Source organism: Ruegeria sp. S263 (assembly GCF_056780525.1).
The window spans coordinates 2,137,056-2,151,803 of record NZ_CM165558.1 but is presented as its reverse complement, the minus strand read 5'-3'; the positions used below and the strand labels follow the sequence as shown (position 1 = coordinate 2,151,803).

The window sequence follows — 14,748 nt, the reverse complement described above, 5'->3', positions numbered from 1 at the left end:
GCAAATGCTGCCCAGTTCAGCGACCCAAAGAGCGATCCAATGACCGAGCGGTTTTCTTTCGAGCTAAAGGCCACCGATGGCAAGGCCAGAACGGGCGTCATAAACACGCCGCGTGGCGACGTACGTACACCCGCTTTTATGCCTGTTGGCACTGCGGCCACCGTAAAGGCGATGATGCCGGAAAGCGTGCGTGCGACCGGTGCGGATATATTGCTGGGCAACACCTATCACCTGATGCTTCGCCCAACTGCCGAGCGTATTGATCGGCTGGGTGGCCTGCACAAGTTCATGAACTGGGAACGTCCCATTCTGACGGATTCGGGTGGGTTTCAGGTCATGTCGCTGGCGGGCCTCCGTAAGCTGACTGAAAAGGGCGTGACCTTCAAATCTCATATCGACGGGTCAAAACATGAACTGACGCCAGAAAGGTCGATGGAAATCCAGCGTCTGCTGGGGTCTGACATCGTCATGTGTTTCGATGAATGTCCGGCGCTGCCTGCTGACCGTGATCGGATAGCCGATTCCATGCGCCTGTCGATGCGTTGGGCCGAGCGGTCGCGCGAGGCTTTTGGTGACCGTCCCGGTCATGCATTGTTCGGTATCCAGCAAGGGGGGCTGGAACAGGACTTTCGCGAGGAATCGGCCGACGCGTTGAAAGAAATCGGGTTCGAAGGTTACGCGGTCGGCGGATTGGCCGTTGGGGAAGGCCAAGAGGCCATGTTCGACGTGCTGGATTTCGCCCCCGATATGCTGCCGGCAGATAAGCCTCGGTATCTTATGGGTGTCGGAAAGCCCGACGATATCATTGGGGCCGTTGCACGCGGAATTGATATGATGGACTGCGTCCTTCCATCTCGGTCCGGGCGCACGGGGCAGGTGTTCACGCGCTATGGCGTTGTAAACATTAAGAATGCGCGCCACGCCGATGATCCACGCCCATTGGACGAGAATTGCGCGTGCCCGGCCTGTTCCAACTATTCCCGCGCATATCTGCACCACGTGTTCCGGTCGAATGAGATGATTTCGGGAATGCTTTTGACCTGGCATAACCTGCATTATTTTCAGGAAATCATGCAGGGAATGCGTGACGCTATCGCGGCGGGAAACTTTCAGGCGTGGCATTCCGAATTCCACGCGCAGCGCGCGCAAGGCGATATTGAGCCGATTTAACAACGCGGAACCGCCTTCATGAGGTAAAATCCGTGGATATATTGGCGCGACGCCTTGCAGTCCGAAAAACCACGCGTCATTCTGATTGAGACAAATGACGGTGAGGTTGAAAACGGGCGGTGAAGCCCCACCTTAATCGTCCAAACAGGAGACGGTCGGGCGTTGCCTCGATGAGGGACCGGTGCCGTCTTGCCAATGATAAGGATTGAGCATGCAAGAGCCTCTGAATTCCTCGTACCCAGTACTTCCGCTGCGCGACATTGTGGTATTCCCACACATGATCGTGCCGCTGTTCGTGGGTCGGGAAAAATCCGTCCGCGCGCTGGAAGAAGTGATGCAGGACGACAAGCAGATTCTGCTGTCCAGCCAGATTGACCCAAGCGATGATGATCCTTCGGAAGACAGCATCTATCGCTCAGGTGTTTTGGCGAATGTTCTGCAGCTGCTGAAACTGCCTGACGGTACTGTAAAAGTGCTGGTTGAAGGGCAGGCGCGTGTTCAGATCAACGAATTCCTGACGAATGACGAATTCTTTGAAGCCCGCGCGGAATACCTGACCGAAATTCCCGGTGACGTGACCACAACCGAAGCGTTGTTGCGCACCGTTGCCGATGAATTCGAGCGTTACGCGAAGGTACGCAAGAACATCCCAGAAGAAGCCCTTACTGCGGTAGGTGAAACTGCCGAACCGGCGAAGCTTGCTGATCTTGTGTCGGGTCATTTGGGCATCGAGGTTGAACAGAAGCAGGAGTTGCTGGAAACCCTCAGTGTCAGTGAACGGCTTGAGAAGGTCTATGGTCTGATGCAGGGCGAGATGTCGGTTCTGCAGGTCGAGAAAAAGATCAAGACCCGCGTGAAATCTCAGATGGAGAAGACCCAGCGCGAGTACTACCTGAATGAGCAGATGAAGGCCATTCAGAAGGAGCTGGGCGATGGTGAGGACGGCAGCAACGAAGTTGCTGAACTGGAAGCCAAAATCGCCGAGACCAAGCTGTCGAAAGAGGCGCGCGAAAAGGCCGAAGGCGAGCTGAAGAAGCTCAAGAACATGTCGCCCATGTCGGCTGAGGCCACAGTCGTGCGGAATTATCTGGACTGGATCTTGTCTCTGCCGTGGGGCACCAAATCCCGCGTCAAAAAGGACTTGGGCCGTGCGCAGGATATTCTGGATGCCGATCACTATGGCCTTGAGAAGGTCAAGGAACGGATCGTCGAATATCTAGCGGTTCAGCAGCGGTCGAAAAAGCTGAAAGGCCCGATCCTGTGTCTTGTTGGCCCCCCGGGTGTGGGTAAAACCTCGCTTGGCAAGTCGGTTGCCAAAGCCACGGGGCGCGAGTTCATTCGCATCTCGCTGGGTGGTGTGCGCGACGAATCCGAGATTCGAGGTCACCGCCGGACCTATATCGGCTCGATGCCCGGTAAGATCATTCAGGCGCTGAAGAAGGCAAAAACCACGAACCCGCTGATCTTGCTCGATGAAATCGACAAGATGGGGCAGGATTTCCGTGGCGACCCGGCTTCGGCGATGCTGGAAGTGTTGGACCCGGAACAGAACAGCACGTTCATGGACCACTACCTTGAGGTCGAATATGACCTATCCAACGTGATGTTCCTAACCACCTCGAACAGCTACAATATGCCTGGGCCTCTGTTGGACCGGATGGAGATCATTCCGCTGGCTGGCTATACGGAGGAAGAGAAGTCCGAGATCGCCAAGCAGCACCTGATCAGCAAGCAGGTCAAGAACCACGGTCTAAAGGCCAAGGAATTTGAACTGACCGATGAGGCGTTGCAGTCGATCATCCGCACCTATACTCGCGAGGCGGGCGTGCGGAACCTTGAACGTGAAATTGCCAAGGTTGCTCGGAAATCGCTGACCAAGATCATCAAGAAAGAGGCGGAATCGGTTACCGTGACGCCCGAAAATCTGGATGACTTTCTCGGCGTGCCCAAGTTCCGTTATGGTCTGGCCGAACAGGACGATCAGGTTGGTGTTGTAACCGGTCTGGCCTGGACGTCGGTTGGTGGCGATCTGCTGCACATCGAGGCGCTGAAACTGCCGGGCAAAGGTCGCATGAAGACCACGGGTAAGTTGGGCGATGTGATGAAAGAGTTGATCGACGCCGCTTCGTCTTATGTTCGTTCAATTTCGCCTCAGATCGGGGTCAAGCCGCCGAAATTTGACACGCTTGATATCCACGTTCACGTGCCGGACGGCGCGACGCCCAAGGATGGGCCCTCTGCCGGACTGGCAATGGTGACGTCGATCGTCTCGGTGCTAACCGGTATTCCGGTGCGCAAAGACATCGCCATGACGGGCGAAGTGTCGCTGCGCGGTAACGCAATGCCGATTGGGGGGCTGAAAGAAAAGCTGCTGGCGGCCCTGCGCGGTGGTATCAAGACGGTCCTGATCCCGGAAGAGAATGAAAAAGATCTGGCGGATATTCCGGACAATGTAAAAGAGGGGCTGGAAATCATTCCCGTAACCCACGTGTCCGAAGTTCTGAAACAAGCGCTGGTGCGCGAACCTGAGCCGATCGAATGGGACGAAGCCGCAGAAGAAGCAGCAGCGGCGGCGGCAAAGTCGAAGGATAGTTCAGGGGCGTCTGCAACGACGCACTAAGCTTTGATTTTATGGACTGGGCGGGGTTTCGACCTCGCCCTTCTTTTTATGCCCGGACGACAAGTCCAAAGGTCTGTTCGCGATGTTAAAAAGGGTAGGTGGTGGGTGATAAGAGATTTGAACTCCTGACATCTTCGATGTGAACGAAGCGCTCTACCACTGAGCTAATCACCCGTAAGGCGGCGTCTTACAGCGAGTCATTGACGTCTGCAAGAGGGGCCAATTGAGATTTGGTGTGTCGTTTGATATCCCCTGGAAGGAAAAGCCCCGAAGGTAATCTCCGGGGCTTTGGTCTTTACAGGCCAGGCAGGCCGGGAAGCTTGTCGAAAACTCCACGGCGTCCGAATGTGGTTCCGCGTTCGTTGCCGAAATTCATCCGGACCCCGACACCGATATAAGCTTCGTTCGTGTTACCCGAAACGACAGGCGAGGAGATATGCGCAACTCCGAGAATCCCGTAGACCTCGGCGTTGTCGCTGGCTGCGTAATTCGCGCCAAGTGCAAACAGATCAAAATCCAACACTCCGACAACGTCATTCACCAGATCATAGCTGGCGGTGAATTCCCATTTGTCGTTCAGGTCTGCCGTAACCGATACACCGAACATATTGCCGTCAACGTCCGAAAAATCGCTCAACTGTTGACGTGCGATATAGCCTTCAACCTCAGCTGGTCCTGCGTCGAAGCCAGTTTCCAGACCGTAGAATTCCACATCAAGAGAATCGATGCTTTCCTGCCCATAAAACGCACCGAATGAGGCGTTCTTGCTGGTGTGCCAGTTTGCGTGCAGCGTCCAGTTTGTCGCGTTTTCACCCAAATCCTGAAAGCGGTAACCGCCCAGGTCCAACTGCGCGCTGAATGCACGATTGAATGCCAGCTCGCCAGATCCGTTCAGGTTAAATACATCACCCAGATCGCTGTCTGTGAAAGTTCTGTAACCTAGATCCAGATAGCCACCGGTCACTTCGACTGCGTTGGCATGGCTTGCGGCAATTGTTACCGATAGTGCGCTGATAATGAATAATTTTTTCATTATTCTGCTCCGTCTTTTTCTTGTTTTGGGTAGCGTCTGATTGAGACTCTTCCGGTGAGCGCTGCTCTAGTCACCTAGGTCTGGAATGTGTACTGAGTCGATATGAAATCGTGTCGATGTTGCAGGCCAGACACACCTATAAGGAGATTGTCGGTTAAGGACTTCGTGTCGTCGTGAAATAACAATGTGTACTGCGAAGACGGGCAGGCGCGCCGACCTGTGGGCCAAGAAATTTTTGGAATTCGGAAAAATCTTCAAAACGCCGCTTGACGATGTCCGAGCCTAGCCATAATACACCCCAACGTTCAGCAACGAACGGGCAGCGGGCGGTTGTAGCTCAGTTGGTTAGAGTACCGGCCTGTCACGCCGGGGGTCGCGGGTTCGAGCCCCGTCAACCGCGCCATCGCTGCCAACCTTGGTCCAGGGTAAAGGCCATGAAAATAAGTGCGCGGTTGTAGCTCAGTTGGTTAGAGTACCGGCCTGTCACGCCGGGGGTCGCGGGTTCGAGCCCCGTCAACCGCGCCACTTTTCCTCAAAACCTGCCTTTTTTCCGAGCGAAATTCGTCGAGTATCGGCAGTACGTCAGTATGTGTCAGCAGGGATGGGCGATATTCCGACAGTTCACAGTTTGTTCTAATTTTTCTGTTGGAGACTCAGTGCGGCTCGCCTATTTCTAGGACACTTGTGTGTTGGGGGCCGAATATGGCTGAGCTGAAGAATATCGAGGTGCGCGGCGCGCGTGAACATAACCTCAAAAGTATTGATGTAGATATCCCTCGGGATCAGCTTGTGGTGATCACCGGGCTATCCGGTTCGGGCAAGTCATCCTTGGCGTTCGACACCATCTACGCCGAAGGCCAGCGGCGCTATGTGGAAAGCCTTTCTGCCTATGCCCGTCAGTTTTTAGACATGATGGAAAAGCCGGATGTGGATCACATCAGCGGTCTTTCCCCAGCGATTTCCATCGAGCAGAAGACGACCTCCAAGAATCCGCGTTCGACCGTGGGAACGGTGACCGAAATTTACGACTACATGCGCCTTCTGTTCGCGCGTGCTGGAACGCCGTACAGCCCCGCAACGGGCTTACCAATCGAAGCGCAGCAGGTTCAGGATATGGTCGACCGTATCATGTCCATGGAGGAGGGCACACGCGGATACCTTCTTGCTCCGATCGTACGAGACCGGAAAGGCGAATATAAGAAAGAGTTCCTTGAACTTCGTAAACAGGGCTTTCAGCGCGTCAAAGTGGACGGAGAGTTCTACGAACTGGATGAGCCACCGACTTTGGATAAGAAGTTTCGGCATGACATTGACGTGGTTGTTGACCGCCTTGTCGTGCGGGAAGGAATGGAAACGCGGCTTGCAGACAGCTTGCGCACCGCGCTGGATTTGGCAGACGGGATTGCGATCTTGGAAACTGCTCCACGTGAGGGCGACCCCGAGCGCATCACCTTTAGCGAAAACTTTGCCTGCCCGGTCAGTGGGTTCACCATCCCCGAGATCGAACCCCGTCTGTTTTCCTTCAACGCGCCTTTCGGTGCATGTCCGGATTGCGACGGGCTGGGTGTTGAACTGTTCTTTGACGAACGCCTTGTGGTGCCCGATCAAACGCTCAAGCTGTATGACGGGGCGCTTGCCCCATGGCGCAAAGGGAAATCCCCGTACTTTCTGCAGACGATCGAAGCCATCGCGCGGCATTATGAGTTCGACAAGAATACCCAGTGGAAAGACTTGCCCAAGAACGTCCAGCAGGTGTTTTTGCGGGGCTCGGGCGATGAGGAAATCCAGTTCCGCTATGATGAGGGCGGGCGCGTCTATCAGGTGACACGCAGCTTTGAAGGTGTGATCCCGAACATGGAGCGCCGCTATCGTGAAACCGACAGCGCATGGATCCGTGAAGAATTCGAGAGGTATCAGAACAACCGGCCGTGCGGGACCTGCGAAGGCTATCGTCTGCGGCCCGAAGCTCTGGCGGTTAAGATCGCGGGTCTGCATGTAGGGCAGGTGGTTCAGATGTCGATCCGTGAGGCCCTGGCGTGGGTCGAGGATGCGCCAAATCACCTGAGCGTTCAGAAGAATGAGATCGCGCGGGCCATTCTAAAGGAAATTCGCGAACGCCTTGGGTTTCTGAATAACGTGGGATTGGAATACCTTACGCTGTCGCGCTCAAGTGGAACGCTTTCGGGTGGGGAAAGTCAGCGCATTCGCTTGGCCAGCCAGATCGGGTCGGGTCTGACTGGGGTGCTTTATGTCTTGGATGAACCCTCAATTGGCTTGCATCAACGCGACAATGATCGGCTGCTCGGAACTTTGAAAAACCTTCGGGATCAAGGCAACACCGTAATTGTGGTCGAGCATGATGAAGAAGCCATACGTGAGGCTGATTATGTATTCGACATCGGCCCCGGCGCCGGTGTGCACGGTGGACAGGTCGTGAGCCAGGGTACGCCGTCTGAAATTGCGGCAGATGCGGCCTCGATGACGGGGCAGTATCTGGCCGGAACGCGGGAAATCTCGGTTCCCGCAAAGCGCCGCAAGGGCAACAAGAAGAAAGTCACCGTTGTCAAAGCGACGGGAAACAATCTCAAGAATGTCACGGCGGAATTCCCGTTAGGCAAGTTCGTTTGTGTGACCGGGGTCTCTGGCGGCGGTAAATCCACTCTGACAATTGAGACATTGTTCAAAACGGCCTCGATGCGCCTGAACGGGGCGCGGCAAACACCAGCGCCCTGTGAGACGATCAAAGGGTTGGAGCATCTGGACAAGGTTATCGACATCGACCAGCGGCCTATTGGCCGAACTCCGCGTTCGAATCCAGCGACTTATACTGGGGCGTTCACACCGATACGGGATTGGTTTGCCGGTCTGCCAGAAGCAAAGGCACGCGGCTATAAACCCGGTCGCTTCAGCTTTAACGTCAAAGGTGGCCGGTGCGAAGCCTGTCAGGGCGATGGCGTCATCAAGATTGAGATGCACTTTCTGCCCGATGTCTATGTCACCTGCGAAACCTGCAAAGGCGCGCGCTACAACCGCGAGACGCTTGAGATCAAATTCAAGGGTAAGTCCATCGCAGATGTCCTTGATATGACAGTAGAAGATGCGCAGGAGTTCTTTAAGGCCGTGCCCTCGATCCGCGACAAGATGGATGCGCTGGCCCGCGTCGGACTGGGTTATATCAAGGTCGGCCAACAGGCAACGACACTATCTGGTGGCGAAGCGCAGCGGGTAAAACTGTCGAAAGAGTTGTCGAAACGCTCAACCGGTCGGACGCTTTATATTCTGGACGAACCGACGACGGGCCTGCACTTCGAAGACGTGCGCAAGCTGCTCGAAGTGCTTCATGAACTGGTCGAGCAGGGTAACACCGTGGTCGTCATCGAACATAATCTGGATGTCGTGAAGACGGCAGATCATATCATTGATATCGGCCCCGAAGGCGGCGACGGGGGCGGTGAAATCGTTGCCACTGGAACGCCTGAAGACGTCTCCGACGTAGCGCGCAGCCATACCGGGCGGTATTTGAAACAGATGCTGGATGGCGCACGCGTCGCGGCAGAGTGATGGTGGTGTTAACCGACGGTCAGTACAGAATGTCCGCCACCGCCCCGATCAGGTTCAGAACCTTTCGCGTTTCCGGATCAACGCGATAAACGTAATCTCCGGCGCGGATATACGATCCGCCACGATTTAGGCCATAGCGGTACGGATCATTAATCCAACGGTAGTCGCGATCAATGTAGTCGCCTGTTCGGTAGTATTTTTTCGCTTGCCCGGGCGGCACACACGGCACGGCTTTCTTCGCAAGCCCCGGAGGGCAATGGCCTGCTTTGCCCTTTGCAAGCACCACCGGGGAATTCGGGACGCGAAATACTTTGTCGTTTGCCCGATTGTTGTCATTGGCCGCGAATACAGCCGTTGAGCTGCACGCGATAGCCGATGTCAGGAAAAGAACCTTAAAATGCCGCAGCATCTGTGTCACCTATGCTCGATTTCTCTGTCACATAGTTGGCCCTTGGCAACTTTCAGGTCAACCCGATGGGCAATAAGCTGCCAAGGGTGATCCGTTATTCCCGCCCCCGCTTTTCGAAGCGTGGTAGCATGGCCGAGAAATCCTTGCCTAAACCATCTTCGGCCTCAACAAAACGTTCGTACAGTGAAGTTGCGGCTTGTCCCATCGGCGTGTCAGCATCCGAACTTTCGGCGGCCTGTTGGCTAAGGCGCAAATCTTTCAACATAAGCTCTGCCGCGAAGCCGGGTTGGTAGTCATTGTCTGCAGGGCTGGCTGGACCTACACCCGGAGCTGGACAATAGGCGTTCATTGTCCAGCTATATCCAGACGAGGTGCTGACCACATCGAACATCTTTTGTCGGTCCAGCCCCAGCTTGTCAGCCAGGGCGAATGCTTCACATGTTGCGATCATGGTGACGCCAAGGATCATGTTGTTGCAGATCTTCGCTGCTTGCCCGGCCCCGGATTCGCCGCAATGGACTGCTTTTTGGCCCATGATGTCAAACAATGGCGCGGCTTTTGCAAAGGCTGCATCACTGCCGCCCGCCATGAACGTCAAGGTTCCTGCAGCGGCCCCGCCAATACCGCCCGAGACCGGGGCGTCAACGGCCAAGATTCCGGCCTTGGCAGCCTGTGATGCGACGGCGCGGGCGCTGTCTACGTCGACGGTTGAACAATCAATCCAAACCGACCCTTCGGACATGGATGGAATGATGTCTTCGGCGACGGCACGCAGGATTTGACCGTTGGGCAGCATCGTAATCACGATTTCAGCGCCCGAAGCCGCGTCCGCGCTGGAACTGGCCATCTCGACACCCGGAACGCTTACATTCGCGGTATCGAACCCGGTTACGGCATAACCAGCTTTCGCCAAATTGGCCGCCATCGGATTTCCCATATTCCCAAGACCAATAAATCCGATTTTCATCCGTTACTCCTCTTCGAATGTCAGGGTGTCCGCACCGAGCGGCCGAAGCATATTCGATACCTCCACAGCCGGAACAATTTGATCCTTATGGCGCCAGCGCGGCTTGCGGTCTTTATCGATGATCTGGGCGCGAATACCTTCCAGTAAATCACCGCTCTCCATTGCGCGGAAGGTAAAGCGATATTCATGCTCAAGTGCTTTGCGGATCGACAGGTTTGAACTACGCAAGCGGTGCAGCATTTCAATGGTACAAGCCATCGACAAAGGTGAGCTACGTTTCATCATCTTCAGGGCGTTTGCTGAAAACTCATCCTCTGAATGGTGTAGAGTGTTCAGAATATCGGCCAGGCCTTCACCTCCGAAGCCAGTGTCGATCTCAGCTTGAGCGATGGTCAAGCTACTGTCCGGTGGTGTCTGCGCATGGTTGGCAAGATGTTCAACGTCGCCGGACGCTTCCAAAAGCTGTATGATGTCGGGCCATTGGGACGAAGGGATGAAAGTATCCGCGAACCCCGCATAAATTGCGTCGCCGGGCCCCATGCGGTAGCCGGTCGTTCCCAGATATTCGCCCAGACGACCCGGTGCCAACGCCAACATAAGCGAGCTTCCAACGTCAGGGATCAGACCGATGCCGCATTCAGGCAACGCGATCTGGCTGGATTCGCAAACAATTCTGTGGCTGCCGTGGCATCCAATTCCGACCCCGCCACCCATCGTGAAACCTTGTAGAAAGCTGACAACTGGCTTCGGGTATTCAAAGATCAGCGTGTTAAGCCGGTATTCATCCCGCCAGAACGTTCGTCCATAGTCGAAATCGCCCTTTGTGCCTGTTTCATACAGTTCGGCAATATCGCCACCTGCACAGAATGCCTTTTCCCCCACCGCATCCAAAATGACTAAATCGACGGTGTCATCCTCGCGCCAATTTCGCATCGCTGCGTCAATAGCCATGCACATGTCGTAGCTGAGCGCATTAAGCGCCTGCGGCCGGGTCAACGTAATGCGTCCAGCGCGGCCTTCGGTACGGATTTCGATGTCTGACATTCGGACCTCAGCGTTGGGCCAGCATTTGACGCGAAACGATGACGCGCATGATCTCGTTTGTGCCTTCCAGAATCTGATGAACACGCAGGTCGCGGACAAGCTTTTCGATCCCGTAGTCAGCAAGATAGCCATAACCGCCATGAAGCTGCAGACATTGGTCCACGACTTTTGACCCGGTTTCTGTCACGAATTTCTTCGCCATGGCGCAGAATTTTGTCGCGTCGGGCGCGCCTTGGTCCAGCTTCCACGCGGCCTGACGCAGGAAGGTGCGGGCGGCTTGCAGTTCAATCTCCATATCGGCAAGACGGAACTGTAGGGCCTGAAACTGATCAATAGATTGCCCAAAGGCTTTGCGCTCGGACATATATTGCAAGGTCATGTTCAACCCGGTTTGCGCTGCGCCCAGAGAACACGAGGCAATGTTCAGGCGCCCGCCATCCAGCCCCATCATGGCATATTTGAACCCGTCACCTTCGGCACCGACAAGGTTCCCAGCTGGAATCTTGCAATCGTCAAACTGAACCTGCGCGGTGGGTTGGCTTTTCCATCCCATTTTTTGTTCCAGCGCACCAAAGCTAAGGCCGGGCGTTCCGTCTTCGACATAGACAGTCGAGATGCCTTTTGGTCCGTCCTCGCCCGTGCGAACCATGCAAACATAAGCATCGGAATAGCCACCACCCGAGATGAAAGCTTTGGTTCCGTTCAGAGTGTAGCCTTCGTTCGTACGCGCCGCCCGGGTCTTAAGCGCCGCGGCGTCCGAGCCCGAACCTGGTTCTGTCAGGCAATAGCTGAGTACGGTGTTCAGGCTTAGAACCTCTGGCATGATGCGCGACTTCAACTCATCGCTGGCAAAGCTGTCCAGCATCTTGGCGCACATGTTGTGGATCGACAAAAAGGCCGCGACTGAGGGGCAGGCCATGGACAGTGCTTCGAACACCAGGGTGGCGTCCAATCGGCTGAGGCCCGATCCACCACCGTCTTCTGAAACATATAGCGCTCCGAACCCCAGTTCGCCGATCCGGGGCCACAGGTCCTTGGGGATCGTTCCGTCGGCCTCCCACTGGCGCGCGTAAGGGGCGATGTTTTCCTGGCCAAAATCATAGGCCATATCGAAGATCGCTGTTTGCTCTTCGGTCATTGCGAAATCCATGGCTTGCCTCCCACGCCGTCGGATGAATTGAACAAGTGTTTATTTCCGAATTCTTACAGAAATTTTTCACGGTCAGCAATTCCCCAGCGGGGTACCGGCGGTTCGGGATTAAGCCGCCGAATTCCTAGTCAGAGATCCGCGTGGTATTCCTCTATCAGGTGTTTGACGACGGCCTTTCCGGGATCTTCGTCCCGGGCTGTGGCTTCTGCATAAACGCGACGCTGGCGGGTGGCCGATGTGCCGTTCTGAGCGATTTGCTGTAGGCGGGCCAGTTCGGTCATGGTCCCCAATGCCTCGGCGTCTTCGGCAAGTAATCCCATCAACTCCCCCATGAGTTCGGGCATCGGTTTGATGGAACGATCGCCAAAATCTATCATACCCTCACCAACGCCGTAACGCTGCGCACGCCATCGGTTTTCTCCAATGAGAAAACGGTCGTATTGACGCCACCGCAGGTTACGATCCTTTAATCGGCACAGCATACGCGTCAGGGCTTGCACCATCGCGGCCAGGGACAAGGCGTGTTCCAAGCGTGGCTGAACGTCCATTATCCGGGTCTCGAGCGTTGGAAAACGATGGGACGGTCGCAAGTCCCACCAGATTTTCGAGGTGTCTTCGATGACCCCCAGCTCGACCAGTATCCCGGTCGTCCGTTCATAATCCGCCCAGCTTGCCAGCACTGGCGGAAGACCCGTGCGGGGTAGGTTATCGAAAACGGTCAGGCGATAGGACGACAGGCCGGTATCCTCGCCGTTCCAATAGGGCGAGGACGTGGACAGGGCCAAAAGGTGCGGCAGAAAGTATGACAACTGAGGCATCAGGTCGGCCCGCAAAGCCGGGTCCTCGACGCCGACATGGACATGCATCCCACAGATGAGCATACGGCGCGCGACACCGCCCAGCGCGTGATGCAGGGCATCATACCTGTCTTTTCGTGTGTGATGCTGTTTCTTCCAATCCGCAAAAGGATGACAAGATACCGCAATGGGCGCCAGATTGTAGTCTGCGGCACGGCTTGCGACGCAGCTACGCAGCCGCTTTAGGTCTTCTCGGGCTGAACCGATCGTTGTGTGGGGGCGGGTGCCGACCTCAATTTGACATTGCAGGAATTCCGGGCTGACTTGCCCTTCAAAATCCGCCTGACACGCTTCCATAAGGGCTTCGGGTGCTTCGGCAAGTTCAAGACTGTCACGGTCAACCAGCAGATATTCTTCCTCGATGCCCAGTGTGAATTCCTGCTGCATGGCGGCCCTCATGGTTGATTATCGGACCAGTGAATACGGAATTTGGATTTTTGCCAAGTGTTTACCCGCGCGGTGCTTGCGGACTGCCTGTCTCCAAATGTAAGGACAGGATCAAATGAAATCCAAACCCGGAGTCTTCGATTGAAACCCAGGAAATTCCCTCGGCTGAATACGGTGCTTGACCAGTTTGGAGTAAAACTGATCGACAAGGTGACAGAGCGCGAGGAGCGCGCCCGTCTTGAGGCGTTTGAACGGGCAGGGGGGCTGACCCGCCCGGCCTATGCGCTTTCTCCTGGGATGGATAGGTTCGACATCACGCAGTTGGCCGACGAATATCGCCAGCACGCAGCCGCACTGGACGCCTTGAAAGACCCCGCGCGCAATCAAACCGGGTATCGCGTTGGAAACGGGTATTACGACAGCCCCGACGCAGACGCGCTGTATCTCATGATCCGCAGGTTTCAGCCCAAACGGGTGATCGAGGTCGGCTGCGGAAATTCGACACGCGTTACACGTCAGGCGATCATTGACGCAGGGCTGGACACGCAGATAACCGCGATCGACCCGTTTCCGCGTGCAGACATCGCGCATGTGGTGGATCAGTTCGAGCAAAAACGGCTGGAAGATGTCGATCCATCGGTATTCGATCAGCTTGAATCCGGTGACGTATTGTTCATCGACTCCAGCCATGTTGTCCGTATGAGCAACGACGTCGCGCATTTGTTCTGTCGGATCATTCCGAACCTGAAGCCCGGCGTCGTCATCCACGTGCACGATGTTTTTCTGCCTTACGAATATCCCAAGCGTTTCTTCTATGATTGTCCGGGTTGGGGCGAGCAGTATATGCTGCACGCCCTGTTGCAATCTGACGCCTTTTCAATGCTTTGGCCGGGATATTACCTGCAACAGGATCGTCTGGATGCGGTGGAAGCCCTGCCTTTCCTAAAGGACGGTCGGGCGCAAAGTATTTGGGTGCAGATAAAAGAAAATTGACCTCATTGTGATCCGGCTTCCGCAAAGGTGCGTACCCCTTTCCATACAACGCTGGAGAGGAGTTAACAGCCATGTTCCGCCGCACATTCATGGGCGCAGCCGCCGCAATCGCACTGACACTGCCAGTAAAGGCTCAGGCCGCTGACATCGTGGACACCGCAGTTTCTGCCGGGTCATTCAATACGCTGGTCGCAGCCGTTCAAGCCGCCGGTCTCGTCGACACGCTGAAAGGGAACGGACCTTACACAGTTTTCGCGCCGACCGACGAAGCGTTTGCCGCTCTGCCCGAAGGTACCGTGGAAACTTTGCTGCTGCCTGAAAACAAGGATCAACTTGTCGAGATTCTGACTTACCATGTTGTTCCCGCCAAGGTGATGTCGGGTGATATTGCCGGGAAGCGCGCCAAGGTTCTGACCGTTCAGGGCGATCGTTTGAGCGTGAATGCCAAGAACGGCGTCAAAGTGAATGGTGCAGAGGTCGTACAAGCCGACATCGAAGCAAGCAACGGCGTCATTCATGTTGTGGACGCAGTGATCCTGCCTGAGTAATCACTCATC

The 14,748-nt window shown here is 55.5% G+C and carries 11 protein-coding genes and 3 tRNA genes; 7 read left to right on the top strand and 7 right to left on the bottom strand.

The window, feature by feature from the left end; all coding sequences use genetic code 11:
• The first annotated feature begins 39 nt into the window (after positions 1-39).
• A complete protein-coding gene (gene tgt, locus ACT2B1_RS10750; RefSeq protein WP_171240882.1) occupies positions 40-1,170 on the top strand; it encodes a tRNA guanosine(34) transglycosylase Tgt in 1,131 nt (376 codons plus the stop codon).
• Between the two features lie 211 nt (positions 1,171-1,381).
• The gene (gene lon, locus ACT2B1_RS10745; RefSeq protein WP_481667724.1) at positions 1,382-3,790 is read left to right on the top strand and encodes an endopeptidase La; all 2,409 of its coding nucleotides are present in this window, start codon (positions 1,382-1,384) and stop codon (positions 3,788-3,790) included.
• Positions 3,791-3,889: 99 nt separating this feature from the next.
• Here lon and ACT2B1_RS10740 read toward each other — a convergent pair.
• Both ACT2B1_RS10740 and ACT2B1_RS10735 read right to left on the bottom strand, forming a co-directional pair.
• Positions 3,890-3,964: transfer RNA gene (locus ACT2B1_RS10740), tRNA-Val, on the bottom strand.
• Between the two features lie 121 nt (positions 3,965-4,085).
• Positions 4,086-4,823 (bottom strand): porin, encoded by a 738-nt coding sequence (locus tag ACT2B1_RS10735; RefSeq protein ID WP_481667723.1) that lies wholly within the window; start codon positions 4,821-4,823, stop codon positions 4,086-4,088.
• A gap of 326 nt (positions 4,824-5,149) precedes the next feature.
• On the opposite strand from ACT2B1_RS10735, the gene ACT2B1_RS10730 reads away from it, so the two are divergent.
• The 3 genes from ACT2B1_RS10730 to uvrA all read left to right on the top strand — a co-directional run bounded on the left by ACT2B1_RS10730 (position 5,150) and on the right by uvrA (position 8,384).
• Positions 5,150-5,226 (top strand) — tRNA-Asp (locus tag ACT2B1_RS10730).
• 45 nt (positions 5,227-5,271) lie between these two features.
• Positions 5,272-5,348, top strand: a tRNA-Asp gene (locus ACT2B1_RS10725).
• Positions 5,349-5,525: 177 nt separating this feature from the next.
• The gene (gene uvrA / locus ACT2B1_RS10720) at positions 5,526-8,384 is read left to right on the top strand and encodes an excinuclease ABC subunit UvrA (RefSeq protein WP_171240879.1); all 2,859 of its coding nucleotides are present in this window, start codon (positions 5,526-5,528) and stop codon (positions 8,382-8,384) included.
• A 19-nt stretch (positions 8,385-8,403) separates the two neighbouring features.
• Here uvrA and ACT2B1_RS10715 read toward each other — a convergent pair whose 3' ends face one another.
• From ACT2B1_RS10715 to ACT2B1_RS10695, 5 genes are all read right to left on the bottom strand, one after another.
• Positions 8,404-8,793, bottom strand: coding sequence for a hypothetical protein (locus ACT2B1_RS10715; protein WP_254447336.1), 390 nt, complete (start codon positions 8,791-8,793; stop codon positions 8,404-8,406).
• A 94-nt stretch (positions 8,794-8,887) separates the two neighbouring features.
• A complete protein-coding gene (gene mmsB, locus ACT2B1_RS10710) occupies positions 8,888-9,760 on the bottom strand; it encodes a 3-hydroxyisobutyrate dehydrogenase (protein ID WP_481667722.1) in 873 nt (290 codons plus the stop codon).
• Positions 9,761-9,763: 3 nt separating this feature from the next.
• The gene (locus ACT2B1_RS10705) at positions 9,764-10,804 is read right to left on the bottom strand and encodes an enoyl-CoA hydratase/isomerase family protein (RefSeq protein WP_481667721.1); all 1,041 of its coding nucleotides are present in this window, start codon (positions 10,802-10,804) and stop codon (positions 9,764-9,766) included.
• A gap of 7 nt (positions 10,805-10,811) precedes the next feature.
• Positions 10,812-11,954, bottom strand: a complete 1,143-nt coding sequence (locus tag ACT2B1_RS10700; protein ID WP_171125217.1) for an acyl-CoA dehydrogenase family protein — start codon at positions 11,952-11,954, stop codon at positions 10,812-10,814.
• A gap of 128 nt (positions 11,955-12,082) precedes the next feature.
• On the bottom strand, positions 12,083-13,198 hold the full coding sequence (locus ACT2B1_RS10695; RefSeq protein WP_171211557.1) for a carboxylate-amine ligase: 1,116 nt from the start codon (positions 13,196-13,198) through the stop codon (positions 12,083-12,085).
• A 141-nt stretch (positions 13,199-13,339) separates the two neighbouring features.
• Between ACT2B1_RS10695 and ACT2B1_RS10690 the strand changes: the two genes are divergently transcribed.
• Together ACT2B1_RS10690 and ACT2B1_RS10685 are read left to right on the top strand one after the other, a co-directional pair.
• Positions 13,340-14,191, top strand: a complete 852-nt coding sequence (locus ACT2B1_RS10690) for a class I SAM-dependent methyltransferase (protein ID WP_171240875.1) — start codon at positions 13,340-13,342, stop codon at positions 14,189-14,191.
• Positions 14,192-14,262: 71 nt separating this feature from the next.
• Positions 14,263-14,739 carry a fasciclin domain-containing protein gene (locus ACT2B1_RS10685; protein WP_170485513.1) on the top strand — a complete coding sequence of 159 codons (477 nt, stop codon included), beginning with the start codon at positions 14,263-14,265 and terminating at the stop codon, positions 14,737-14,739.
• Positions 14,740-14,748 lie beyond the last annotated feature (9 nt).